At 61.6% G+C, this 23814-nt stretch carries 19 protein-coding genes and 4 pseudogenes; 9 read left to right on the plus strand and 14 right to left on the minus strand.

Going from position 1 to position 23814, the window contains the following annotated elements:
- Both JWP83_RS31180 and JWP83_RS07175 read right to left on the minus strand, forming a co-directional pair.
- A pseudogene (locus JWP83_RS31180) lies at positions 1 to 1117 on the minus strand (cytochrome P450); the annotation flags it as partial.
- Between the two features lie 62 nt (positions 1118 to 1179).
- Positions 1180 to 2814: a hypothetical protein gene (locus JWP83_RS07175; RefSeq protein ID WP_297727832.1), complete on the minus strand. Its 1635-nt coding sequence runs from the start codon at positions 2812 to 2814 to the stop codon at positions 1180 to 1182.
- 488 nt (positions 2815 to 3302) lie between these two features.
- On the opposite strand from JWP83_RS07175, the gene eccE reads away from it, so the two are divergent.
- Positions 3303 to 4547, plus strand: coding sequence for a type VII secretion protein EccE (eccE, locus tag JWP83_RS07180; RefSeq protein ID WP_297727880.1), 1245 nt, complete (start codon positions 3303 to 3305; stop codon positions 4545 to 4547).
- Positions 4548 to 4883: 336 nt separating this feature from the next.
- The gene (locus tag JWP83_RS07185) at positions 4884 to 5384 is read left to right on the plus strand and encodes a YdcF family protein (protein WP_297727835.1); all 501 of its coding nucleotides are present in this window, start codon (positions 4884 to 4886) and stop codon (positions 5382 to 5384) included.
- Between the two features lie 687 nt (positions 5385 to 6071).
- Here JWP83_RS07185 and JWP83_RS07190 read toward each other — a convergent pair.
- Positions 6072 to 6509: pseudogene (locus tag JWP83_RS07190) on the minus strand (ATP-binding protein); the annotation flags it as partial.
- A gap of 33 nt (positions 6510 to 6542) precedes the next feature.
- Entirely contained in the window at positions 6543 to 7721 is a 1179-nt protein-coding gene (locus JWP83_RS07195) for a hypothetical protein (RefSeq protein WP_297727840.1), read from the minus strand.
- A gap of 424 nt (positions 7722 to 8145) precedes the next feature.
- On the opposite strand from JWP83_RS07195, the gene JWP83_RS07200 reads away from it, so the two are divergent.
- Entirely contained in the window at positions 8146 to 10440 is a 2295-nt protein-coding gene (locus JWP83_RS07200) for an AMP-binding protein (protein ID WP_297727842.1), read from the plus strand.
- Here the strand turns inward: JWP83_RS07200 and JWP83_RS07205 are convergent.
- Both JWP83_RS07205 and JWP83_RS07210 read right to left on the minus strand, forming a co-directional pair.
- Positions 10408 to 10632, minus strand: coding sequence for a hypothetical protein (locus JWP83_RS07205; protein WP_297727844.1), 225 nt, complete (start codon positions 10630 to 10632; stop codon positions 10408 to 10410). The two genes, JWP83_RS07200 and JWP83_RS07205, sit on opposite strands and share 33 nt — an antisense overlap.
- Positions 10633 to 10679: 47 nt before the next feature.
- Positions 10680 to 12230, minus strand: coding sequence for a hypothetical protein (locus JWP83_RS07210; RefSeq protein WP_297727847.1), 1551 nt, complete (start codon positions 12228 to 12230; stop codon positions 10680 to 10682).
- A 341-nt stretch (positions 12231 to 12571) separates the two neighbouring features.
- Here JWP83_RS07210 and JWP83_RS07215 point away from each other — a divergent pair, with 341 nt between their 5' ends.
- Together JWP83_RS07215 and JWP83_RS07220 are read left to right on the plus strand one after the other, a co-directional pair.
- Entirely contained in the window at positions 12572 to 12709 is a 138-nt protein-coding gene (locus JWP83_RS07215) for a hypothetical protein (protein ID WP_297727851.1), read from the plus strand.
- Between the two features lie 901 nt (positions 12710 to 13610).
- Entirely contained in the window at positions 13611 to 14675 is a 1065-nt protein-coding gene (locus tag JWP83_RS07220) for a glycosyltransferase family 1 protein (RefSeq protein ID WP_297727853.1), read from the plus strand.
- 8 nt (positions 14676 to 14683) lie between these two features.
- Here the strand turns inward: JWP83_RS07220 and JWP83_RS07225 are convergent, their stop codons facing one another.
- Complete coding sequence (locus tag JWP83_RS07225) at positions 14684 to 14947, minus strand: hypothetical protein (protein ID WP_297727856.1); 264 nt, start codon at positions 14945 to 14947, stop codon at positions 14684 to 14686.
- Here JWP83_RS07225 and JWP83_RS07230 point away from each other — a divergent pair.
- Positions 14936 to 15376, plus strand: coding sequence for an acyltransferase (locus JWP83_RS07230; protein WP_297727859.1), 441 nt, complete (start codon positions 14936 to 14938; stop codon positions 15374 to 15376). The genes JWP83_RS07225 and JWP83_RS07230 overlap by 12 nt on opposite strands.
- An 87-nt stretch (positions 15377 to 15463) precedes the next feature.
- On the opposite strand, the gene JWP83_RS07235 is transcribed toward JWP83_RS07230, so the two are convergent.
- On the minus strand, positions 15464 to 16147 hold the full coding sequence (locus JWP83_RS07235) for a hypothetical protein (RefSeq protein WP_297727862.1): 684 nt from the start codon (positions 16145 to 16147) through the stop codon (positions 15464 to 15466).
- 700 nt (positions 16148 to 16847) lie between these two features.
- On the opposite strand from JWP83_RS07235, the gene JWP83_RS07240 reads away from it, so the two are divergent.
- The 3 genes and pseudogenes from JWP83_RS07240 to JWP83_RS07250 form a co-directional block, all read left to right on the plus strand.
- The gene (locus JWP83_RS07240; protein WP_297727866.1) at positions 16848 to 17531 is read left to right on the plus strand and encodes a Wzz/FepE/Etk N-terminal domain-containing protein; all 684 of its coding nucleotides are present in this window, start codon (positions 16848 to 16850) and stop codon (positions 17529 to 17531) included.
- A gap of 9 nt (positions 17532 to 17540) precedes the next feature.
- Positions 17541 to 18665 (plus strand): DUF1972 domain-containing protein, encoded by a 1125-nt coding sequence (locus JWP83_RS07245; protein WP_297727869.1) that lies wholly within the window; start codon positions 17541 to 17543, stop codon positions 18663 to 18665.
- 112 nt (positions 18666 to 18777) lie between these two features.
- Positions 18778 to 19185 (plus strand): annotated as a pseudogene (locus tag JWP83_RS07250) (transposase); the annotation flags it as partial.
- Between the two features lie 50 nt (positions 19186 to 19235).
- Here JWP83_RS07250 and JWP83_RS07255 read toward each other — a convergent pair.
- The 6 genes and pseudogenes from JWP83_RS07255 to JWP83_RS07280 form a co-directional block, all read right to left on the minus strand.
- On the minus strand, positions 19236 to 20108 hold the full coding sequence (locus tag JWP83_RS07255) for a hypothetical protein (protein WP_297727871.1): 873 nt from the start codon (positions 20106 to 20108) through the stop codon (positions 19236 to 19238).
- Positions 20109 to 20116: 8 nt separating this feature from the next.
- Positions 20117 to 21298, minus strand: coding sequence for a Gfo/Idh/MocA family oxidoreductase (locus JWP83_RS07260; RefSeq protein WP_297727884.1), 1182 nt, complete (start codon positions 21296 to 21298; stop codon positions 20117 to 20119).
- Positions 21295 to 21522 carry a hypothetical protein gene (locus JWP83_RS07265; RefSeq protein WP_297727887.1) on the minus strand — a complete coding sequence of 76 codons (228 nt, stop codon included), beginning with the start codon at positions 21520 to 21522 and terminating at the stop codon, positions 21295 to 21297. The genes JWP83_RS07260 and JWP83_RS07265 overlap by 4 nt, the downstream gene beginning before the upstream one ends.
- 72 nt (positions 21523 to 21594) lie before the next feature.
- The gene (locus JWP83_RS07270; RefSeq protein WP_297727874.1) at positions 21595 to 22977 is read right to left on the minus strand and encodes a sugar transferase; all 1383 of its coding nucleotides are present in this window, start codon (positions 22975 to 22977) and stop codon (positions 21595 to 21597) included.
- 281 nt (positions 22978 to 23258) lie between these two features.
- Complete coding sequence (locus JWP83_RS07275; protein WP_297727877.1) at positions 23259 to 23522, minus strand: dTDP-4-dehydrorhamnose 3,5-epimerase family protein; 264 nt, start codon at positions 23520 to 23522, stop codon at positions 23259 to 23261.
- Positions 23523 to 23671: 149 nt separating this feature from the next.
- A pseudogene (locus JWP83_RS07280) lies at positions 23672 to 23814 on the minus strand (type VII secretion protein EsxI); the annotation flags it as partial.

The following is a 23814-nucleotide window of genomic DNA, read 5'->3' on the forward strand; positions in this document are numbered from 1 at the left end:
TGGATGCCGTTGATCACTGTCGACGGCATGCGCTCCACCGGCCCCGCCAACTCCATGTTCTTCATCCGGCTCAGCACCTCCGATACGAGGGAGGCCGCCTCCACCCGGGCCAGGTTCGCGCCGAGGCAGAAATGGGTGCCGCCGCCACCAAATGCCAAGTGCGAATTGGGCTTACGAGTCACATCGAAGCGGTCGGGATCGACGAAGTGGGCCTCGTCCGATTGGCCGACGGGTAGAACATCGCCACCCGGTCGCCCTCCTTCACGGGCACCCCGCGTAGTTCGGTGTCCTTCGTGGCCGTGCGGAGGAACGCGATGAGCGGGCTGACGTAGCGGAGCATTTCTTCAACCGCAGTCAGCAGCAGCGACGGATCCGCCTCCAGCTTTGCCCGCTCCTCCGGATGGTCCATCAGCACGCGCGTGCCTCCAGCGACCAGGTTACGGGTCGTGTCGCCGCCCGCATTGATCAGCAGCAGGAACAAGAAGTTGAACTCGCTTTCGGTGAGGCGCTGTCCGGTCGACCTCGGCATGTAGCACCGATGTGGCGATGTCATCGCGAGGATCCGCACGTTCGCGGGCCACGAGTTCCGTTGAATACCGAAACATCTCGGCGCCCGCCTTCATCGCGCGCTTGTCGCCTATCAGACCGGTGTTCGTGATCTCGGTCAGCTCGTAAAGCCGGTAGCCGTCCTCCAGCGGAATGCCGAGCAGTTCGGCGATGACGTATGAGGGCAGCGCACCAGCGACGTCGGTGACGAAGTCGCACTCGCCCCGCTCGATGACGCTGTCGACCACGTCGCGCGCCATGTCCGTGATGCGTTCGTTGAGCTTCGCTACCTGGCGCGGCGTGAAGCCCTCGCTGACCAGAGCGCGCAGCGCAGTGTGCCGCGGCGGGTCCATCGTCATCATCATCACGCCCCGCTGGTCGGCGATGTCGTCGGGACCGGGCACGTCGAAGTACACCGCCGTCGCCTCCGACGACCACGTGGCGCTGTCGCGGGACACGGCAAAGACCTCGTCGTAGCCGGTGAGCGCGAGGAACCCAGGCCCATCCTTGTGCGGGTGCGCCATGCCGCGGGTGCGCACTCGCGGAGCTTCCGGAACGCATCGAAGGGCATTCCCGACCCGTATGTGTCCGGATCGGCGAGGTCGACACCGCCGATGCTGATCGCGTCTTCGGTCACGCCGTGATGGCCGATACGCGGATGTGCTCCGATGGGGAAACGGCAACCCCCGGCAAAACCGCGCTGCGGATCGCCGCCAATATCGCCGGGTGATGGCCGGCATGATCGCCGGTGGGTGTGGTGATCAGGCGGGGCGGCTGCGACGTCCATTGCAGCCGGTCAAGGGCTGCCTGACCGCCTTTGGCGGTGAACTGCTCCGCATCCTCGGGCGAGGCAATCAACGTCACATCGGTTCCACGGTGGGCAAGCGTTGTCAGAACATCCTCCGGCAGCAACACGAGTCCGACCCGGCTCAACACTCGCAGGACGTATCGCGGGAGGTGGTTGTGCATAAAGCTCTTAGTCAGCTCCCGAGCCTGGTTGATAAGTGCTTTGAGGCGCCTTGTCCTGGATTCGGACGGGCCGCCGCCCGAGTCACTACCCGCGCTGGCGTCTAGCGTTTTTTTCCGGGCGCGCCACTGCTGTAGCAAGGTGGGGGCGACGCGCCAATTCCACACTATTTGGTTGACCAGGATCGCCGACCGCGCACCAATATTGCGTGCGGCATGAGCGGCGTACCACGAGCCGGAGCAAATACCGACAAGCTCGAGTTCGCCGGCGTCTTGGCACGCATGTCTGGCCACCGCTACCGAGTCGGTGATGTCAGCCTTGGAATACACCCTGCGCCAAGGGTCCCGGCTGATCTGGCCCGACAAGCCCAGTCCTGCAGGGTCCCAGCGCAACGCCTGTGACCCGGCCGCCGCAATGCGACGTGACAATTCGACCCACTCCCGGGCGGGTCCTACGTGCAAGTCGGTGGACGTCACGAAGAACACCACGGTCTTTGCGCGCGTGGGACTACGGCGTCGGGGCAGCGTCCGGATGGCGAATAGGCCGTTCGGCTCGATTCGTTCGATGCTCTCGAAAACGTCGACCCCGTCGGGCCCTTCGGCCGGCATCGTCGCCGTTGTCAGGTATCGGGGTACGGCGCGATGGGTGGGAGTGGGAACATTCCCGTCGATCCACTCGATGATCGAATCGACCGCGGTGAAAGGGATCGGTAACAACACCTCCCTCGGCCGGGCGCATTCCGGCAGACCGCCGGTGATGATCGAATCAACGCCCTCGGCCGACGCCAGGGCGGTGACGCGCTTGTCGGTCTCGGCTGGTCGTCGCACCAGAAGTACGTTGTCGACGCCATGAGTGCTGACGGGATCGACACCCATCCGCAGCGCGGCGAATTCTGCGGCGGCGTGCTCGCTCAACCGCCCGCCGATGATTGACACTTCGCCGGGCGTAGGAGCGTCCTCGCCCACCGACAACCGGAACAGCGTGGTGTGTTCCCGAAGGTAACGCCTGCCCGTTCCAGGGGGATCGAGGTACACCACGCGGCTGACCGTGTGGGATTGGGACAGGTACTCGTCGAGGATCAGGCACCCGGCACGTATGCCGATAGCGGTCGCCGACTCCGCGCCGATCAGTTTGAGGTAGTCGAGCGCGTGGCCCACGCTTGCCACCCAGTTGGCCACCGCGTCATCACGGCCCTGAGCGTATGCAGAATCACCCAAGCCGAGATAGTCAAAACGCAGCACGCCGAAACCGCGACGCGCCAGGCTGTCGGCGAGGATCCGGTGTAGTCGAACACTGTCCATCCCCTCCTTTCCGAGCGAACCACAGATCACTACCCCGCCCCTGATCTGGTTATCGACCGGCAGATGAACCACGCCGAACAATGGCGAATCAGACGGTCCGAAAAATGTCGGCACCTCTGTCGTCGTCAACGGCATGTTGCGCTGGCTCCACGATCGGCTTCCGCCCCTAGCGGATAGTCGCCGGCCGCCGCGGTCAGCGCCTCCGGCTGTGTGGTAACGAACGACATATGCTTCTCCTCACGGACATGGACCGACCGGCAAAGCGCCCGCAGCGCCTGCTGTGACGTCCGGTCGCAGCGATCATGGGCCGACGAGGTACAAACGGAAGGTTCAGCTCTAGGCCTACTTTACATACTTCTTAGATGATATGCGCGATTTAACGAACTTGTAGTAACGTGGACGGCGACGGGGAGGGTGTCCCCGTGCTCCTGGTGACCGGCAAAGGTGTTTGGTGAAGTGGTGTTGATATGGCGATCGCCGAGGCGCCGATGAAGGCGCAACGCCGGCTCGGGCTGGACCTGTCGTGGCCGCGGATCACCTCGGCGTTCCTCCTCGACGTCGCGGTGCTGGTACTGGCCAGTCACTTGCCCGGCGCGCGGCACACCGTCGCATGGTGGTATGGCGTCGCCGTCGCGGCGGTCGTGACGATCGCGGTGGTACCGACCTACCGAGGGATCACGGTTGCCTCAGCTCTATCCAGGTGGGTGTTGGATTGGTCGGCCCCCGAGATGTTTGGCGCGTCCCCCGACCCCGAGGCAAAACCAAGCCCGGGATGCACACCCGCGATCGATCACCGGCGCCGCTTCGGCCGCGACGTGGTCGGGGTGCGCGAGTACCAGGGCCAGCTGGTTGCGGTGATCGCCGTGGACCGGCCGGCGGACGCACCGTCGGGGCCGCATCAGAGCCAGACGGTCTCGTCGGCTACTTTGCCGGTGGCGGCGGTCGCTGCGGGGCTGCACCAGTTCGATGTGTGCCTTGACGCCATCGACATCGTCTCCGTGCGAAAGCAACACGTCTACGAGGCCGCCGACCCGTCCGCCCCGCCAACCGTGGACGATCGCCCCGCGGGTGTCCAGCACGGCACGTGGCTGGTCTTGCGGATGGATCCGCAGCACAATGTCGGCGCGGTGGCGGCCCGCGATTCGGTGGCCTCTACCTTGGCGGCGGCCGTCGAGCGGCTCGTCGACAATCTGAACGGACGGCGCTGCGCGGCCAGGCCTTTGACCGGCGATGAGCTCGCCGAGGTGGACACCGCGGTAGCGGCGGGTCTGAAACCGACTTCGACTCGGCTGGGATTGCGTCACCTCAAGCATTTCGACGGGTACGTGACCAGCTTCTGGGTGTCGCCGCAGGACATCACTTCGGAGACGCTGGACTGGTTGTGGCTGCACGATACCGATGCCACCGTGGTGACGATCCGACTCACCGCCGCCGCCGGCCGGGCCGAGGTGTCGGCTTGGGTGCGCTATCACAGCGCGGAGCGGCTGGGTAAAGATGTGTGGGCCGGGCTGAATCGGCTCACCGGCCGCCAGTTGGCCGCGGTGCACGCGAGTCTGCCCGCCCCGGCGACGCACCCGCCGCTGGTGGTGCCGGCGCGGTTGTTGCACGACGACGACGAGCTTGAGGTGCAGTTGGGTCCAACAGAAGTGTGCGCGGCACCGCAACATTCGATGAGTCCGGCCGAAGGCAGCGATGACGCGCACCGAGCCGCGGCGATGGCGCCCTCAATGTGATGGTTGTGCGGCTGACCGGACATCCGGAACGCGGCATACGACGCTATTTGTTTCGCCAAAGTGATGAGCAACCCGGAAGCCGCGAAAGGCGCTGGCGTTCACAATCGGTGCCAAAGTGACCAGCGACTGGGTTGCGGAGGGGACGCACAAAAATCCCCACCCACACCCGCAACCGGCGTCGTACGATTATGGGCCGGCAGGATACCGATTCTGCGGAGGACCACCTTGCGACCTTCGGCTCCCAGCGGGGTGAAGTCCCGGCGCAGCAGGTCGGGGGCTGAATCCGCATTCTCGCCGGACGCTCCGCGGCGCTGCCGTCTCGTTCCACGATCGCTTGTGTCGGTGTGGGTGCTACTCATCGCCGCCGTGATGGCAGGACTGCCTGTCTACGTGCGACCGCAGATCGATCCGCTGCGGCACGCTGACGCGATCCTCGTCCTCGGCGGGCGTGATTATGATCGGTATCCCTTAGGAATAGGACTCGGCGAACAGGGCTGGGCTCCGATCGTTGTCTTATCTATAGACCGTTGGCGGACGACGTTTTGTGCGACGCCGCACCCACACCTCAACCTGCGCTGCTTCATCGCCGACCCGCCCACCACCAACGGGGAAGCGCAGGAACTGCACAGTCTGGCGGCAAATTACGGCTGGCGCACAATCATCGTGGTCACGTCCCGTCCGCATATCTCCCGCGCCCGGTTCATCCTCGAGCAATGCTTCGATGGCAACCTGGTTATGGTCGAGAGTCCAGCACACCTGTCCGTGCTCGGATGGGCTTACCAGTACATCTACCAGACCGCCGGTTACGCGCGCGTGGTGCTCGAACCCGGTTGTTGACAGAGAAAGCCGCACATCAGACTCTACGATCGCTTCATGGACCGCCGGACGGTACTCCAGCACTCGCGTGAGCGTTGGCATACCCGTTGTGGTGCAGCGTCATCCGCTCGGAATCTGCCGAAGGCGTCCTGGAAGACTTCGACCGTGGATGCAATGCATCAAAGACACACGGTGTCGCAACGATCGTCACCGGGGAAGCCATCGGGAGCCACTGCTGGGTCAGCCAGCAAGTCATGATCGGGATGACTCCAGAGGCAGAGTGACGCTGGGTGACGGCAGGGCGGCTCCCCAGCGGGCAGATACCGGAACGGTCCGCCGTGACCGCCAGTTGCCGGGCTGTGCGCTCGGCCAGTCGTCACTGTCCACCGAGTGGCCTTCGATGAATACGATTTCGTCCATATCTGTGCCCATCCGTCGTGCGACTCCGGGCATATTCGGGGCCTCGTTGAGAGCCGGAATGATTGGCACTCACGGTCGCTCGAGCGGACGTCGTATCGCGCATGCGCCAGCGTCCACCGGATGCGTGCCTTCCGGCGCCTCGACACTCATCGTGTCAACCGCTCTGTACCCAGCCTAGGCTGCAGCTCAGCCGATCCGTTGGAAAGACTTGCAAGATCAGTGCGGTGGCGATCAGCACGTTACTGGGTGTTCGGGCAGGGATCGTCACTGAGGGGATTACAGGGACTGGGGCCGGTGCGACGCGATGGCCAGCGAGCGGCGTTTGTAGCCGGCGGCCGGTGTCATCGAGCGGGGCGAACCCGATCTCGTCGCAGATGAGCAGATCAGCTCGGAGCAGGGTGTCGATGATCTTGCCGACGGTGTTGTCGGCCAGCCCGTGGTAGAGGGTCTCGATGAGGTCGGCGGCGGTGAGTCGCGGATCGCCAGATTCTGTTGTGCCCGAATCCATTCCAGACTCGCAGGTAGTCGAACGTGGCCTGCGCGATGGATGAGCCGGTGGTGTCAAACCCGTCGAGAGTCTTGGTCACCAGGAACGCAGCGGCTTTGAGTCGGTTGGCGGTCTCGGAGGCATCCCGCGGGGATCTCGGCCTCGACCAATGTCCTCAAGACTTCTTCGGGTGTCCAGCGTCGGGTCTTGGCGACCTGCAACACTTCGGGGGCGTTACGTAGATAGTCAAGAAAAGCGGCGCCGAGCTAAAACTAGTTCGGTGTCACTTCCGCTCTCGAACGCTGGTCCGATTGCCACTTCGACCCCAACACGTACTGCCGTATTGCGAGAGCGCTGGCAAATGGCCCGATCGCCAGTCCGAACGGCACCCAACCGACCGATCCGACCATATGCGCCAGCGCCGCAACGAGCACCAGGGAAAGCATCGAGCTGGCGAAGTTCACCACAAGAACGGCCGCCTGCCGCCCGCGAACGGCAGCTAGGAGGCTATACGGCGCGACCATTGCAACGCTAATCGTGTAGACCAGCCATCCAACGACGGCGAGCGTTGAGATGTTATGGCCCGTTATGAGGCGCCCGATTAGCGGAATTGCGGACACCGCACAGATGCTGAAGACCAGGGTGATCAGCATCAGGACGAGCGCTTCTCTGTCCGCTGACCGCACCGCGGCATGCATGGGTTGCTCCCTAGATAGCGCGTAGCTGGCAAACAGGAACCCGGCCAACCCCATCAGTACTAACAATGCGGGCGATGTGTAGATCCGGGCAGCCTCCAGCTCGCCAGCTGCGGCGAGACCGACGGTTGCGATGACAATGACTCTCATAAGCGCCAGCAAGGCTGGGTGGACGGCCTGATTTAGGCCGCGCCACAAGCCATATGCGGCGACGGCCCGGTGCTGGGCGGGAAGCGGTCTGGCCAGCCATCTTTCCCGTGTGGGGAGGAGGAAGACTCCTACGGCGACGGCCGACAGCTGGCCGGCCATGAGCGCAAGAAACAACCATGCCAACGTGATCCTCGGCGCGAACAAAAGGAACACGACCATCGTGAGCAGGCTGATGGTATCGATGGCTGCCATCCGCCAGAACATCAGTGTCGCCATGAGCAGTAATCGCAGCGCGGCCTCGACGAGGAAAACGAACGTCGCTCCCCCAAACGCAAGCGCGGCGCGAAAATCGACGAAGCCAGTCGCCCACGCGAGTAGGAAACATGCTACTGCGCAGAACGCCGAAATAAGAAGCAACCAGTTCTGCAGCGCCGCCCGCACCGCAGGTTCGTGCCGGTCAAGGACTATCAGGGAATCGCCGATGAATCCCGAGATGATCCCGGTAGCCCAAACTAACGTGCCGTACAACAGGCCAAACTCACCTAAGCCAGAGACTCCGAGGCTTCGCGCGGCCAGGATCTGCAATGCGAAGCCGCCGGCAGCCATCGCTCCTTGCGCAACTATCGCCGCCATGCCACTCCGGCGCTTCGTCTCTGGTCGCGGTGCGAAGTGTCGGTCCATTGCCGTCTACCTCCGCACTGCTAGCCCGTACCAACGGGATAGGGTGACAACTAGACATCCGCCATTGAATCTTCAACTGGCTATGCTACCGACCGAGACCTGCAGTTTCCCGCGGAATGTGGCGATAGAGGGCCATGTTAAGGGTGAGAGCTGCGCCCGGAAGACAGGACGACCATGTAGCCATGCACAATGGTCGGGTCAGTCAGCCTAATGGTCGGTCGGCCGCCACCGATGTTCCACCGAACTCGCGACACCCTCTCACCTGGAGATCCTTCTTGCGCTCGACGATGTTGAAAAACCCGTCGTCGTCCTCGCGGCAGCCCTGTCTGGCCAATCACGGGAGCCAACGGTGAGCTTCAACCTGGCCGTCGTCCTTCGAGAATCCCGCAACGCGCACCCGGACAGGCCGCTGTGCCACAACGCCGACCAGACCTTCAGCTACGCACAGGTCGACGAGATCTCGGGCCGGATCGCCACGAGCTTGCGCAACCTCGGTGTGCACCGCGGTGACAAGGTCGCGGTCCAGCTGCCCAACCTGCCGCATTTTTTGTTCGCTTACTTCGGCATCCTCAAGGCCGGCGCGGTCATGGTGCCGCTAAACCCGCGGCTGCGCGCGCCGGAAATCAACTACCACCTGCAGGATTCCGACTCACGGCTGCTTATCACGTTTGAGACGTCCGCCGACGAGGCGGTCAAGGGCGCTGCCGAGATCGAAGGGTTGAGCACCTATGTGGTGAACCTACCCGGCAACGACCAACGACCGGTAGGCACGAAGTCTTTCGACGAGCTCTACCTCGCCGACGACACTGGCGACATTGAGCCGACCGACGCCGACGACACCGCGGTGATCACCTACACGTCGGGCTCCACCGGCAAACCCAAGGGCGCGGAGCTGACGCATCATCAGCTGTACGTGAACTGCACTGCCAACGGGCAGCGGTTCAGATTCCGCGACGAGGACGTCAGCATGTCGGTGCTGCCGATGTTTCACGTCTTCGGCCTGTCCAGCGTGCTCAACGTGGCGGTGCGGTTCGGCGGAACCCTGGTTCTGGTGCCCCGATTCCACGCCCCAACTGTGGTCGACGAACTCGCCCGGCGCCGCTGCACGATCTTCTCCGGTGTTCCGACAATGTATCGCGCACTGCTGCAGGCAGACACCGACGGCCGTGACCTCTCGGCGCTGCGCGTGGGGGTATCCCGCGACGCGGCTATCCCCGGTGAGGTGATCCGGGCGTTCGAGGAGAAGTTCCCGGGCATGGTGATCCTCGACGGATACGGATTGTCCGAAACGGCACCGGCCGCGACGTTCAACGTCAGCGCCGAACAGCGCAGGGTGCTCACAATCGGCAAGCCGATCCGGGAACTAGCGGTGCGGGTGGTCAAGTTGCTGCCCGGCGGCGATAAAGTTGAACGGACTACATGGTGTTGTGCGTTTGCAGCGGTGTTGCTGTTGGTTGTCAGCGTCATTTCATGGCGGCGGGCCAATGTTTTCGGCGGTCAACTTGACTGGGTTGTACTGGGAAAGATCGGTCTTATGATGGCCGCCGTCCTGGCTGTTCTCTGGGCCAAGCGCAACGTTACGCGCAATGGCCGGTCGATCAATACCGTCACGGCGTCGCCCCTTCTTATGGTTGCCCTGTATTGCGGCTCGTCCGCCGCAGGCGCTTTCCTCTTCGGGAGCTTGTTGTCCAGCGTGGAGCTATCGGTCAGGGTCCTGTTAGTCGGCTTCGTGGTTCTGACGTTGGTCGAGCTGGTGGGACCGATGATTGCGATCAGCATGCTGGCACGCGTGCTAGCCGCTGTGGCGATTTGGGTCGCCGTCACCGGGACTCTTTCGTCGGAGCTTTTTCCCAACCGGCTTGTCGGCAATTTCCCGCCTTTCGCCGGCGGCGTCGAAAGCACCGCCGATGTCTATCCCAATGAAATCGCATTTCTTGCCGCCGTGCCGCTCGTCTACTTCGCGTGGCGCACAGTCAATGTGGACACGCGGTTTGTGCGCCTTCTGGTTCTGATGGCTCTCGTTGTGATCGTTTTCCTCACCGAATCGCGAACTACCGAGGCCCTTACTGCAGCTTTAGTCTTGTCCCTGCTAATTTGCGGAACCCGACACGAGCGATTTCGTCTGAGTATGATCACCGGGGCAGTAATCTGCATTCTTTTCGCAGTTACTTTTACCGATGCCATTCAGCATTTGGGTTCACGTGGTGGGACCAGCGACATCGAATCTTTCGGAGACCGAATGATCGTCTGGAATACGGTGCTGAACATGACTCGACCTCCCATGCAGACCCTGTTCGGGCAGGGGATCGCCACCAAATTTATTCCGATAGAAGGGCACTATTGGCATAAGCAAGTGTTGGACAGTTCGTGGTTCTCGGCATTCGTCCACGCCGGCGTGGTCGGCGTGGTGATCGCTGTCGCATTTGTGATCTATGCGGCAACCCAAGCACTCAGGAATGCCCGTCCGGCCAAGGACTTATGGCTCGCGCTCGTGGTGCTCGTCGCAGTCCGAAGCATTTTCGAAAGTGGCCTATTAGACACCAGCACGAGCTTCATCGTCTTCATGATGGTTTCGATGGGCGCCGCGACCCAAGCGCGTCACGGAAGTCTCTCAGGCGGCAATCACTTTCACGCCGGGGTCTGAAGCGTTCGCATTGCCGCGAACGACCCCGGCATATCCGGGATCGCCGTTCAACCCGATCTTTACCGGCTCGGGGCGCGAAGCTGGTCCTCCCTCGCCGTGCGAAGGGCAAAGAAACTGCTTTCCGGCAACGACGATCTCGCGGCCACCGGAGATATCGATGATGCCGCGTGAATCGCCGTCAGGGTTGGCCATGTTGGCAAAGAAGACACATGCCGTTGGGTTTCCGTTCCTGGTGGGCCTTAGTTGTAGGTGATCGCGCCTGGCGCGGCGGTGACGGTGCTACCGCCCGACTCGCGGAAGTAGATGCTCTCGCCGCTAGTCAGGGAGTATGGGTCGTAGAGGGTGCAGTGGCCATCGGTCTGGTAGACGAGCGGGAATGTTGAACTCGCCCCGCTCGCCCTCAGGTAGCGAGGACTGTTCAAGGTGAGCTGACCGCCGGACTGCGTGATAACGCCGTTGACACCAGACGCCGGGTTCACATAGTCGAACAGACAGTTGTCCATGCGCCAGTCGCCAGCCTGGACCGTCACCAGCGGATAAGTAGCGTTGTTAGCGCTGGTGCCCTCAATGACCAGCGAGTAGAACCCCATCGAAATCCCGGAGCCGCCAGCCAGGTTCAGTCCGACCCAGCCTGGCCAGGTGGTGAGGTACAGCATCCCCATGCGGGACTTGCCGCCGCTGAGTTGGAACATCGGCGTCCCGGCACTCGGGGCGGTGGCGCTGGTGCTCATGTTGCATATGGCATCCGCCCAGAAGCTGCAATCCGAGAAGACGAGATTGATTGCGGTGTTGGTAAATCCAATGACCACCCAGTGGCCGGTGAAGGAGACCTGGGTCATGGTGCAGGCAGCCGATGGGTTGCCGAAAACGGACGAGAAGCCGTAGAAGCTCAGGCTGTCGAACTGGCATGCATACAAACCCGGCGCGGTCGAGAGGGGCTGATGCCAGAACTGGCCATTTCCACCGGGATTGAAGAACGCGAGCCCGCCGATGTAAATGTTGTAGTAGGTGGTGGTGCCGTCGAACCACGAACTAGTGCCCGTCCCGACGTTCAGGACAACCTGATGGTTGGAGAGCGACCCTGATACGTCCTGGTCCTTGGGGCCGTTGGAGCCGAACGGCGCGATGATCTTCATCCCGTTATACGGTGTCAGGCCCCCCATATTGAACGTTATCACCCGCGCGGGCAACTGAATCGCTTGAATGTAGGTCTGCGCCGCCGCGTACCTCATAGCCGCCGCCAGTTTGGCGTCATCGTTGGCCCCCGAGAAGCTGTCCATCTGGACAACACCCCCTGGAGAGGCAACGCTCGGCGTTGCCGTCTGGCCCGATGAGCTTCGATCGATTGGAGATCCGATGGGCGGAGAACCCTTGCTGGCCAAGCGCCTAACGATGGGACTAGCCACAGTGGCCGCGGCGGCGCCCACGATCGCAGCCCCACCCATTGCAATGACCGATCGTCGATTCTTTGGTCTCGCAACGGCATCCTGTGGCATATCGTGCGCGGCCGGGCCGCCGCCGCCGGACTGCAACGCCACCCGGTCCAGCCAGCCGGGTCCCTCGGCAGTTTTCAGCACTGCCGCCAAGCCCTGGCGCAGGGCCGGGTCTGCGCATGTGATCCAGATGCGATCAAACTCGGCGTCGCGCCCTTGCATCCAGTCGCCGATTGCGTCGACGACGCCTTCCGGAGTTCGCCGCTCAGGCGACAGCGCCACCGCATAGCTCTCGCCGAGGTTTCCGTTCCGCGGGCTCAGTTTGGAAAAAGCCATAGACCGATCCGTGACGGCCACGACAAGATGGTCGGTCACGCAATCGACCCCGGCTCTTCTTGACGATGTTGTGGGTTCGCTAACTTGCGGTTAGGGCGCAACGCCGCTTACGTTTCGGACTTTTCCAAGCGCTTCAAGACGAAGCGAGGAAAACGCCTAGGCTATCAGGGAGAACCCTAGACTATCAGGGCAACCATCGTTGTGAATGGCCAAGTAAAAGTCCCCGCTGGTGGTCAGGTAAAAGTCCCCGCCCCCTGTGGGTAGTTAAGTGGTGGGTCAGGGGTCCCCGTTTGGCGTTGGGCGTCCTTAATGCGGTAGGAGTCGCCGTCGGTGCCCACCAACGGAACGCAAACCGTCCTGGGTTGACATCGGGCGCGGTGGTGATGGTTTGCCTGTTGGGCCGGTCGGGTGCGGTGGTTCGGGTGGTGGCGGTCGAGTACGATGCGCAGCCGGATGACGTGCCAGCCGGTGACGTGGACGTCTTCGACGAGCAGGCGTAGCAATTGCTGTTTCTGGGTGTCATCAAGGGTTGTCGATGACGGCGTGGACGCGGGCGGCGAAGTCATGCTAAGGCCGGCACCGATGGCTCCCGGTCTGCCACCAACGCAACATCGCGCGGGATCGGAGCTGATTGTCGCGGGCGAGGGCGGCGCGTTCGTCAGCGAGTCTGGTTCGATTGTGCTGCAGCTCTTTTCGGCGTGCGGCGATCTCGGTCGCGCGAAAACCCTTCCGCCGCATCCTCAAATGGCCAATCGGCAGCGAAGGCCGCGTCACCTGCCTCAAACGCGGTTACGGCTGAGACCGCATCCGCATCGACCGCACCGAAGGAGCACGAACCAGGCTCGGGTCACTTTTTCAGCTCGAAGTAGTTGGCCGCCCCGCGGAAAACCCGCTGCTTCACTCGCCCATGCCAAGCTTATGGCCGGGCGACGGGCTCACCTTACGCCGTTCACGAGACTTAGGGCACTTGGATGGCACAGAATGGCATCGAGAGCGATGACGCCAGAAGATGGGCGTGACTCGGCGAGAGGGGAACGCTTAGCAGATGTCGTCAACAACCGCCTGTGCGTCCAGAGACCCCCGACTGTAAGCGTATTCATGACTGCCTGGATCGATCGGTCTCACCTTCGGCATGCCTCCTGTGATTCCCAATCTCGCCGTTGGCGAGAACCGTCATTGAAATGCTTAGATCGGGGAATCGGGCCGTTGTGGGAGTGCGTTGTGCAGGCCGTCGATCGACACCTTGCTCACGAAGCGGTCCGCGCTTCGTCGGGGCGAACAAGATCCGCCATAGCGGGATAAGAGACTGAGAGTGCACAAGGTCGATTCGAGAAGGTTGGTGGCCGCTCAGATATGCGCCGCGCGGCTCAATTGCGCCGAACTCCTAGGATTGTTGCGATCATGAGGCTCCTGTTTGACGCGTACTGGTGGGTCGGTGGGCCGCCATCAGGGCGCAATGTGTTGCAGTCACTAGTTACTGAATGGTTCCGGGCTTTCCCTGCCGATGATCTAACATTGCGAGTCCCGAAGAACGACATCTCCTACGTCGAGGATGAGATTCAGCGCTTGCAGCTCAGGGTTGATGTCGATCACTATCCCCGTTGGGCTCGATACCACGCCGCAGCAGTCGCCACCATCGCAGTGCGCAGACGTGAATACGATGCCGTACTGACCCAGAACTTTTGTCCGCCTTTCTCCGGGGCGCCCCGCGTCGTCCTTGTCCACGACGCCCTCTTCGCCACAAATCCTGAGTGGTTTACGAAGAAAGAGTTGTTATACCTGCGAGGAGTGCGTCCCTCTCTTCGAAGGGCCACGACCGTCCTGGCCACATCCCAATCCGAGGCGACCAGGATCGCTTTCGTGTGGCCTGAGTTGAGGGACCGAATTGTGCAAGTGGGACTGAGTGTCCCGGCGGGCGTAGTGAAAGCGCGCGCGAGGCGCCCTCCGGTGTGGAACGAGGCGGTGCCATTCGTTCTCACCGTCGGTCGGCTCAACGTGCGTAAAAACTTGGCCCGCCTCATCGAGGCCTTCGCACGCGTTGCTCAGCAAGACCTCACGCGTCACTTGGTCGTCGTCGGCGAGAAGGACGGAAAGTACTCGCACGGCGCGATTCCCGACCATGTCAAGTCCCGAATACATTTCTTGGGCCACGTCGCCGATGACGAACTGCGCTGGCTCTACGAAAACTGCGACTTGTTTGTATTTCCCTCGTTGGACGAAGGCTACGGACTGCCGCTCCTCGAGGCCAACATGCTGGGTGCTGCCGCAGTAGCTAGCGACATTCCAGTGTTTAGAGAACTCCAGGTGGCCGCCGACTACTTCGATCCGCGGTCGGTTGACGAGATGGCCGCTGCCATCCTGCTGGGATTAGGAAGTGCCACAACAGCCGGCGCCACCGGGTTGACCTGGCAGGACGTCGTGCGAAACACCCGCCGTGCGGTGGAGAAGGGACTCGTCCTTAAGTGACTAGATGGCTATTCGCCAAACTTCGAGAGCGCATCAACGCCAGTTACGTTCGCCGCCGGGGATTCGATGCCGGTATCGACGACCGCATCAGCGACTACGACGTCGTACGGTTTTTCGTGCGCAAGTTTGCGGCTCGTTTGCGGGCCACCGCCCGCCGTCTGCCCCAAGCCTTTGTGGAACGCGACGTCGTGATATTGAACCGGTCGCGGCTCACGGTGGGTCGTGGGGTCTCGATAGGCCGAGGTGTTCTGATCGACGCCTTGGCCGAGCATGGCGTTGTCCTCAGTGATGCGGCGACTGTCGACGCGAATGCCATTATTCGGGGATCAGGCGGCATCCGACGAGTGGGACACGGCGTGCACGTCGGCGAGCGTGCAGCAATCGGCGCCTACAACTTCATTCACGGCGGTGGCGGCGTCGAGATCGGCGCTGATGTGCTCCTCGGCCCAGGCGTTCGGATTTTCTCGGAGAACCACAACTTCGCCCACCGCGATTTGCCAATCATCGAGCAGGGCGAGACGCCAGCAAAGGTTCGAGTGGGCCGCGGGGCGTGGGTGGGTGCGGGTTCGACGATCCTTGCTGGTGTAGAGATTGGCGACGGTGCGATTGTCGCCGCCGGCTCGGTGGTCACTCGGTCCGTCGAGCCGTTCACGATCGTTGCTGGTTCTCCGGCTCGATTGATGGAAGGACGGCCCGAGTGAGCGCACCGCGGCAGATGCTTTCCGAAGGTGCGATATCGTCTCGAGCTGCCGCTACTCCCAGAAGCGGGACGCGTTCGGGAGACCGGCTCAGAGCTGCTCTTCGGTGCCCGTCCGCGTGTTGACCACCGGCAATCCTCGAAGGGAAGCCAGCCGCGCCTCGCCGCGCAGAAAGTTCAGTCGGCCCTTGCTATCCGTGGATTCCGCGAACTTGGAGGTCACATAGCCTTCCGCGGCTGTGAGAGGCTGGAGGCCGTGGTGTAGTTGGGATCGGACGAAGAAGGCGTTGTTGCCCGCGGTATTGCTGCCGACGAAGTCGTATCCCTTCGAGGTGGCTAGGTCGCAGAGAGCGGGCAGCGAGGCGCCAAAGTACAGATTGCTGATGCGGTCCCCTCTCCTGAGCGTATGCGAGCCCCGTGGCGACACCGGCAAGTCTTTAGCCGTGACCCGGCGGCGCCGGGTGAACTTCGGGTCGTAGGGGATCGTGATTGTGCGCTCGGCTCCGAATACGCTGTTGTATTCAATGATCGCGATCGCTGGACGCACCGCTGTTATTGCCCGCCACACCCAATAGTCATTGCCGTCGATGTCGATATGCAGAAGTCCGATGTCACCTTCAAACCCGTGATCCAGCAGCAATTGGTTGATGTTCTCGGCGGTGACGATGGCGCATTCGCTCTGAAGATCGTGGTTCAGCGAGATCGGATCACGCCTGATCGCTTTGACGTACCGACTGGAGCTGTCCATGACCAGCCCGCTCCAGTTGTCATTCATGAGTAGGAATCTGGTGTTGGCCTCCTGGTAGTCCCCGACCCCGAACTCTAGGAACGTCTGATTAAGGTCCGGAAGGCGGTGGATGAGCCATTGGATGATGCCGTCGTCTCCGAACTGGCTAAACACGAGAATTCTACGTCAGAGAACGCCTTAATCGATTCGAGCTCTCGTACGCGCCAAGCCAACGCCCGGCCGACGAGAGTGCGCTGCCCGGCCCAATCGCGCTTCAGTACGCGCTTCGGAAGTTCTGTCCACGTAGCGAATGGGTTGAATGGGTCCATGTTTATCCTTTCTCGCCGTCGCGCACCGGCCGCGGTCCGGTTCAGGGAGACTGCCAATTGTCAAGGACAAAGGTAATCTTCTGTCTGGACGCGATACTCAGCTACCTTAATGTTGTCGTCTACAGGAGGTCCCGGCCACGGACGTTTGCCAGCACTCGACCACGTCTTCGAGCAGAAAGTAGATCAGCTTCCAGAACAAGCCGGTCGACTCCATTCCACCTGTTCGCTGACCAACCATTCGCGCAACGCCAACAGCCCCGGCGTCGTCGTCTCGAACGTGCGAACCTCCCGCCGCGTCTTCCATCTTGCCCCGCCCTGCACCCGCACCGTTTACCATCGGAGGAGTCCGGTGCAGACACTTGTCCGCGATATAGGCAGGTTGTGTTGCCGGCTTTAAGCCGCGTCAGAAGGGGCTGGTTGTGACTTTGCGAGATGCCGTATATGCCCTTCGCATGCGCTGGCTTACGGTTGTGGTGGTGATCGTGGCTGTAACGATCATTGCCGTCGCGTGGGCATGGCTGATCCAGCCCACGTACATGGCTTCGACGCGCATCCTCATCGCGACACCGAGCGCCACGGATGGACAAGATGCATACGCGGCGGCCCAACTCGCCCAGGTGCGCATCGCATCTTACAACGACCTCATCATGAGCGAAACGCTGGCCACGCGCACCGTCAAAAGGCTGAACCTGCACATTGCACCGCGCGATCTCGCCAAAAAGGTTGATGCCTCGGCCAAATCTGGATCAGTAGTGATCACCCTCTCCGTCACCGATTCGTCCGCGACGAACGCCGTATCGTTGGCAAATGCATTGTCGGAAGATTTCGTCAGCATGGTCCAGGACCTCGAAACAACACCGGCAGACATTGGACCGCCGGTCGTGCGCGCAGTAATCGTGGGTCCCGCTGTTGATCAACAGTTGGTCTCACCCCGCCGACCAAAGATCATATTGTTCGGGATCCTTATCGGCCTATTACTGGGCCCAGTGGTTGCGGTTCTACTTGGTCGCCCGAAGAGGCGAGATCGCGGTGAACACGGGGTCATGGAACGGGCGCCGAGCGGGCTAGCCGACGCGAGCAGGATGAGTGGACATAAGGTGTAGGGTCGACCGGTGCGCGCATTTGGCCGGACCGTCAGAATCCTAGGGACACATGGTGTTCCAGCAACGTACGGGGGGTTTGAAACTGCCGCCGAGAACGTTGCTCTCGCTCTTCATGATCGAGGCTGGCGGGTGGTGGTCTACTGCCAGGAGCAGGGCTCTGGCCCGATTCGAGAGGACGAGTGGAAAGGCATCGAACGGGTCACCATCCCCGTTCGCCGTGAGGGATGGCTCGGGACATCGAGTTTCGACCTGTTGTCGATCAGACATGCCTCACGTCATCGGGATATCTGCCTGACATTCGGGTACAACACAGCGGTCTTCAACTTGCTGCAACGGATCAAAAGGATTCCGAATGTCATCAACATGGATGGTATTGAATGGTCCCGGTCGAGGTGGGGATTGTTCCGGCAATCGATCCTCTGGACCAACGAGAGGATTGCTTGTTGGGTGGGCAACCAACTCATCGCCGACCATCCCAAAATCCATGAATATCTGTTGACACGAGCTAGAGCCAGCAAGATAACGACGATCGCGTACGGAGCTCATGCGATCACTGAGGCCCCAACGGAGCCGGTCACCGACCGTGGATTGGAGCCCGGACGATATTTCACGCTCATCTGCCGACCAATACCGGAGAACTCGATCCTCGAACTTGTGCAAGGGTTTTCGCGGTCTGAGCGCGGAGTCAGGCTTGCAGTCCTAGGAGATTACGACCCCCACGACGAATACCATCGCCGAGTTCTGGACGCCGCCAGCGACGAAGTTGTCTTCTTAGGCTCGGTGTATGACAACGCCGTAGTCCAGTCCCTGCGACTGCACTCACTCGGCTACCTGCACGGGCACACAGTCGGGGGGACGAACCCATCTCTTGTGGAGGCTATGGCAGCCGGTAACCCGATCATCGCTCACAACAACCAGTACAACCGTTGGGTCGCGCAGGACGGAGCGCTCTACTTCACCGATACCGCCGAGGCCGATGCTCACATCACGGAGTTGCTTGGTAACAATGCCCTCAGGACTTCGCTGGGGGCCGCAAGTAGAAGGCGGCATGCCGAGGAATTCACCTGGGAGCACGTGGCCGGCCAGTACGAATCATTGCTGCTCAAATATCTGTTCACCAAAATTTCTAATTAATTAGACCGATCATCCCGAGAGTGACACAGCGCGGAGTCGGCACCGGCAGGCAACTCGACTCCATTTCGCGCCTGCGAGGCGTTCGCGAACGGAACGAGGGGGCACAACACCGACTATGAGGCTGCGTGCAGACCGAATCGAGGTCATCCACGTCCCGGCGAAGCTGGCCTCCCGTGTGCGGCTGTTGTCCACCGGACACGGCCGCAAGAACGACGACGTCGACGCAATCTCAGTACGTATTGCTGCACTGACCTCACGCACCCTCGACAGCGCCGAGATTTACTCCACCACAAGGGCTCTAGGCGCGATCATCGAGCATCGCGATGATCTGGTGAAGACCCGCACCCAAACCATCAACCGACTCCATGTCGTGCTCGCACACCTGATCCCCGGGGGCGCTAGACCCAAGGCGACCACCGCGGTGAGCACTAATTTGGCCCAAGTCGGGACGAATGTGATATCTGGGGCGATTCGCGGCGCTCGTCGGAGCATTTCGATCAGCCAGGTACGCGAACCCTAGTACCTACCGTCCAGAACACGGGCGTCCACGCCCCCCTGGCGATTTCATGTTCAAATCCGGGGACACGCGACCATCTCGCCGACCAGCGCTTGGGTACTGAGGATGTGCGATCTATTCGACGCGCCAAAGACGATTGCCTCAATGTTGGGCTGCTCGAAGATCCATTCGATCGCCTCACGCGGCGGAATCGCTCCTGAGGCGAACACTGACATAGCGACTGCCCGAAAGTCGTGCTTTTCCAACGCGTTTCGGTATGCTTCGATCCCGCCACTCATCCGAAACCCGATCTTGTTGATGTTCGAGCATACGAGTGGATTCTGCAATCCGACCACCCGGAGAGTATTCAAGAGCATCGGCAGGTTCATCGTAATAAAGCCAGGCTCAGCATTGTACCGCTGCTTTACGTGATCCGAAAAAATCTTGAAGGCGTCATCAAACTGAAGGCCTAACAGGAGGTCGACGACAACATTTTGCAACCAGATCACCGGCGTGGACAGACCGCGGAACATCGTCATCTCGGCATCGACCAAGAGGGTAATGATGCCTTCAACGTCTTTCTTCGCGAGCGATTTTCCTCCACGAACAGCGGCATTCAGGAAACCCTCGTCGGGTACGAATCTCCGGAGGGCCCCGAACAGTCCGTTCTCGGTGACTGCGTTGGCATACTTGTGCGCGTAGGGCATACACGGGTGGAAGGTGAAGCCGGAGAATGTCTCCGGCTGTGACCTGACACGGTCGCAGATTTCAGACACCCGGTCGTGTGTCGTACACATGAAAGTTCTTATCCCGGCATCGTAGGCCGACGTCAGGACGGACATAACCGCATCGAGGTCTTGGAACTGCATTGCCTGAGCGCGCGCTTTCTCCTCAGACATGTGATTGACGCCGAAGAACTGATTGTCACCAAATAAGAGCTTGTCCATCAGAGAAATCATGCCCCCCCGCTGCGAAATGCCGCTGAGGCGGCTCGGAACCTGCGTGCCACATTCTGCGCTCGGCGGGCGATCCTTCGGCCGTTCAATTGCTCTGAACGGCCGGCGCCTACGACTTCCGCGGCCTCGTTCTGCAAGAGGGCCTCGTCCTGGAAGGTAGTGGGGCCGGAGCCGTCATCCGTCGTGAGCATTTCCAAAATTCGATCGGTGATCGCAGCGCTCGCGAAGGTGTTCACGCTCTGCGCCTTCCGGCCCATCGCGCGCTGAACGAAATGATCGAGTTGAGCGCTGTATTCCTCGCCCCGGAGATAGAACCATACCGAATCAGTGAGATCCGTCGTGTACCGGACGTTCCAGCCACGAGTGTAACCTGCAGGGACGACTGCGGTGTCGCGCAGATACACTTGACACTCCTGGCGGTCGACATAGATGCGACCGGCGCTTCCCCACGCCGTGACCCGTGTCGTCATCTTCCGGTAGGACTCGTCGGACCAGTCGACCGACACTTGACCGGTGGCGCCGCCGGGAAAGTACAGCGTGCTGTAAACCTGATCGTGAGTTTCTGCGGAAAAGACTTTGCCCAGCGCGGTGCCGCCGACAGCCGCTGGTGTACCCAAGTACCAAGTCAACAGATCGATAGGATGAGCGGCATAGTCATAGAGGCAACCACCTCCCTCGGACTTTCGACTGCGCCACGTCGAGCCTTTGGCCTTCAGCACGACCGGCCCGTACGCCTCGACTAAAACGTGGCTGACTCGACCGATTGTCTCCTGCTGCAGCAGGCGGTGCACCTCCTGGAATGTGCCGACGAACCGATTGTGGTACCCCACTTGGTTCACCAGCGACTTTCGATTTGCCAGGTCGGCGAGGGCCAGCGACTCCTTGGACGTAAGGCACAGTGGCTTTTCGCAAAAAACATGGATGCCTCGGTCGAGCGCCTTCTCTACCATTTCGAAGTGGAATCTGGTCGGCGTCGCGATGATTACCGCGTCGACATTGGCCGAGTCGAGCATCTCTTCATAGTTCGAGTACGGCACGGCCGCCGTGTACTTGGCGAGCATGTCAAGCAGGTACGTCGTCGAGTCGACGACAGCCCCGACGGTGACGTCCGGGTGCGCTCGGATCATGGCAAGGTGGGAGAGCCCCATTTTGCCCAGACCGACCACACCAACTCGGATCATGCGACCGTCTCCGCCGTCATCCGCAACCGGCCCGAGATCGCCTTCATCGCCGTCCACTCCGACCCGTAGTCGCTGGCGTGCTCGCGAACCTGCCGCACCGCCCTGGCCCTGTTGCCCGGGGTCGAAACCGGATCCTCGCCACCGTCCGCGCCCGCGACGGCACCGTACTGATCAAGTACGGTGCCGCCGTCCGAGGCGGGCGTTACCGAAGAATCTCGTTGCATGCGTTGCCTTTCCGTGATCGCTTTATTTATTGGGTAGCGGAAAACTTGCTATTGTGTGATCCGATTGCAGGCTCAATATGCACCCGATCCACGACAGACTGCCCCTACGGTCTTTGCCGCGATCGCCAAATCGCTTAGCATCGACCAGTTCTCGACGTAAGACAGGTCCAGCCGCACTGAGTCGTCCCATGACAGGTCGGATCGGCCGCTGATCTGCCACAGTCCGGTAATGCCGGGACGCACCAATAGCCGGCGCCGCACCCGGTGGTCGTAGGTCTCGACTTCGTTCGGCAGCGGCGGGCGGGGTCCGACTACGCTCATCTCCCCGCGCACCACGTTGATGAACTGCGGGAGTTCATCAATGCTGTACCGGCGTAAAACCCTGCCTGCAGCAGTGACTCTGGGGTCCTTACGGAGCTTGAATAACACACCGCCGGCACTGTCGTTGAGGTCGGCCAGGTCACCCAGTCGCCGGTCGGCGTCGACAACCATGCTGCGGAACTTGATCATCCGGAATGGCACACCGTCCAGGCCGATGCGTTCGGAGCGATAGAAGACCGGTCCCCGGCTGGTCAGCTTTATGGCCAAGGCGCCAACGATCATGATCGGCGACGCTGCCAGCAGCGCCAGCAGTGCAAAGGAAACATCGAATGCGCGCTTCTGAAATTGCTTGGCCCCTTGATATTGCGGCTTGTCAACGTGGATAAGCGGTAGGTCGGCCACTGGGCGCACGGTCAACCTCGGGCCCGCCACATCGACTATTCCCGGCGACACGACCAGGTCGACGCCGAGCTTCTCCAATTGCCACGACAGGTCGCGGATGCCTTCTGGCCCCAGCTCCCCCGACGAGGTCAACGCGACGGTGTCGGCCTGCGACGCTGCGATCGCATGTCGGATGTCACCTTCGTAGGGGAACACGGGCACCGGCCCGAGGTCGGGGACGACGATGTTCTCGCGTTGGGGAACACCGGGAGTGCAGGCACCGACTACGGTGTAGCCGTCGGCCGGATGCCGCGTCAGCGACTGCGCGAGGAGCGTGACCGATATGGGCTCGCCGATCGCGAGCACCGCGGTGATGAAGCGGCCGCGGCGACGCTGTGCTGCGACGTACCTGCGGGCGAGGTGGCGATTGACGGACAACGCGAGAAGGCCGAGCGGAAACGCGATCGCCAGATAACCGCGTGCGATCTCGAGCTTGAACAGAGTCGAGACAACGGCGATCACTCCGAACACCCACAACGTGGCCGTCCACACCCGGCGGAACTCCTCGGGGCCGGCTCCGATCACTTGCTGCGCACGCGAGTGGTAGATCGCCAGCACCAGGACCCACGCGAACACGATCAGTACCGAGACCGCCGAGTAGGCAACCGATGCGTATCCAGCCCACAGGCTGCCGCTCGTCACGTTTCCGAATCGCAGAATTTGTGCCGCCGCCACGACACCGCTCACAACCATGACATCAGAAGCCACAAGCCAATTGCCGTAGCGTTGCTGCCACCGTGCACGAAGGGACTTAGGTAGCGTCGCAAGTGCGTCGAAGTCGGGTGTCCGCAACGAGGTGATTGCGGCCACCTCAGCGACGCTTGCTCCCGCGGTGCGCCGCAGCCAACCTGGGCGGGTCGATGTGCGGGAATCTCCGGCACCGACGTCCTTAAGCCCGACAAGCGCATCGCCAACCACTGGCGAATCGGTCCGCCGCAACAGCTTCGGAGTGTCCGGTGTCTGGAAAAGAGATGTCACAGCTCAGCTCCACTCCAAAAACCCATACCGGAGGCATCCCTGCGGTAGGTCTGCGACATAGGGTGGACGTCAACGGCGACGTCGGCGACGGCAGCGCGAGTACAGCGCACCAGCTTGGCCTCGGCGCACGGCATTTGACATTGCAGTCCGCGCGAAGTGGCCCGGATACGGTTGAGGGAGATATTCGCCTGCGCGACCGTAGATTTCAGCCCGCACTCACCGAAATCGCCGGCGCAGAACCAAGTGTCGACGATAGTCACCCCCGCAGAATCAGTGGGTCTGTACTTCCACTCAGTCCACCTCCCACAAGAGGCGCTAATCGATCCGTCCGGTCTTGACCAGGTATTCGATTTGGCTGGTTTAGCTGTGCCCGTGACCATGGAATATCTCCGGGTCTATCGCGATACGCCTAGGCCCAGCTCGAGCCGACGGCGCTGTCGGTGCTGGACATGTTGCTGCCCGCGGTCTGCACCTTCTGGCCGTGGGAGTTGGCCTGCTCGTAGATCACCTGGAAGTTGCGACCCAACTGGGTGATGAACTCCTGGCAGGCCA

The organism is Mycobacterium sp., from assembly GCF_025965855.1.
Taxonomy (GTDB): domain Bacteria; phylum Actinomycetota; class Actinomycetes; order Mycobacteriales; family Mycobacteriaceae; genus Mycobacterium.

Coding starts and splice junctions, on each gene's coding strand:
- JWP83_RS07265 (WP_297727887.1), bottom strand. CDS start 21,522: ATGCAACGAGATTCTTCGGTAACGCCCGCCTCGGACGGCGGCACCGTA.
- JWP83_RS07225 (WP_297727856.1), bottom strand. CDS start 14,947: ATGCTCGGCCAAGGCGTCGATCAGAACACCTCGGCCTATCGAGACCCC.
- JWP83_RS07270 (WP_297727874.1), bottom strand. CDS start 22,977: ATGGTTGTGAGCGGTGTCGTGGCGGCGGCACAAATTCTGCGATTCGGA.
- JWP83_RS07205 (WP_297727844.1), bottom strand. CDS start 10,632: ATGGCCAACCCTGACGGCGATTCACGCGGCATCATCGATATCTCCGGT.
- eccE (WP_297727880.1), top strand. CDS start 3,303: ATGAAGGCGCAACGCCGGCTCGGGCTGGACCTGTCGTGGCCGCGGATC.
- JWP83_RS07175 (WP_297727832.1), bottom strand. CDS start 2,814: ATGGACAGTGTTCGACTACACCGGATCCTCGCCGACAGCCTGGCGCGT.
- JWP83_RS07255 (WP_297727871.1), bottom strand. CDS start 20,108: ATGGACAAGCTCTTATTTGGTGACAATCAGTTCTTCGGCGTCAATCAC.
- JWP83_RS07235 (WP_297727862.1), bottom strand. CDS start 16,147: ATGAATGACAACTGGAGCGGGCTGGTCATGGACAGCTCCAGTCGGTAC.
- JWP83_RS07220 (WP_297727853.1), top strand. CDS start 13,611: ATGAGGCTCCTGTTTGACGCGTACTGGTGGGTCGGTGGGCCGCCATCA.
- JWP83_RS07195 (WP_297727840.1), bottom strand. CDS start 7,721: ATGGCTGCCGGCGGCTTCGCATTGCAGATCCTGGCCGCGCGAAGCCTC.
- JWP83_RS07260 (WP_297727884.1), bottom strand. CDS start 21,298: ATGATCCGAGTTGGTGTGGTCGGTCTGGGCAAAATGGGGCTCTCCCAC.